Origin of the sequence: Bacteroides sp. An19, from assembly GCF_002160215.1 — a bacterium.
Classification (GTDB): Bacteria; Bacteroidota; Bacteroidia; order Bacteroidales; family Bacteroidaceae; genus Phocaeicola; species Phocaeicola intestinalis.
In genome coordinates this window covers 1-863 of record NZ_NFKD01000145.1, presented here as the reverse complement: position 1 = coordinate 863, position 863 = coordinate 1, and the positions used below count along the sequence as shown (strand labels likewise).

Sequence of the window (863 nt, the reverse complement as noted above, 5' to 3'; positions counted from 1 at the left end):
GCAGGCTACATATATGTAGTAGACCTTGACCTCGAGCGCTTCTTTGATACCGTTAATCATAGCAAACTCATAGAAATCCTCAGCCGTACTATTAAAGACGGCAGAGTTGTCAGTCTAATACACAAATATCTCCGAAGCGGTGTAATGAATAAAGGTCTGTTCGAAGCGAGCGAGGAAGGAACTCCTCAAGGAGGACCACTAAGTCCATTGCTGAGCAATATTATGCTTAATGAGTTGGACAAGGAACTCGAACGTAGAGGACTTCCTTTTGTCCGCTATGCCGATGACTCGATGATATTCTGTAAGTCCAAAAGGGCGGCAAGAAGAGTCAAGGAGTCCATAACCCGATATATAGAGGGAACTTTATATCTCAAAGTCAACAAGGAAAAGACTGTAGTGTCGTATGTCCAAGGAGTTAAGTATCTCGGTTACTCCTTTTATGTAATGAAAGGCAAATGCCGCCTCACAGTACATTCGAAGTCCAAATCCAAGATGAAATCAAGACTCAAAGAACTGACGAATCGTAGCAACGGATGGGGATACGTCAAGAGGAAACAGAAACTGAAAGGGTACATACGTGGATGGATTGGATACTATCACCTTGCCGATATGAAACGCTTTCTTCTTGATACGGATGAGTGGTTAAGACGGAGAATACGCATGTGTATATGGAAATCCTGGAAGAAATCCAAGACTAAGGTAGCAAATCTCATTAAATGTGGCATTGGAAAATACAAGGCATGTGAATGGGGTAACACCCGCAAAGGTTATTGGCGTATTGCTGACAGTCCTATATTGAAGGTGGCGATAAATAAGGAGAGCCTACGAAAGGCAGGATATCCTACCTTAATGGGCTCGTATCT

Annotated in this window: 1 protein-coding gene; it reads left to right on the top strand. The window is 42.9% G+C overall.

The features are described from left to right. The coding region (locus B5F25_RS20925) for a reverse transcriptase domain-containing protein (RefSeq protein ID WP_140407020.1) at positions 1–863 on the top strand (863 nt) is incomplete at both ends.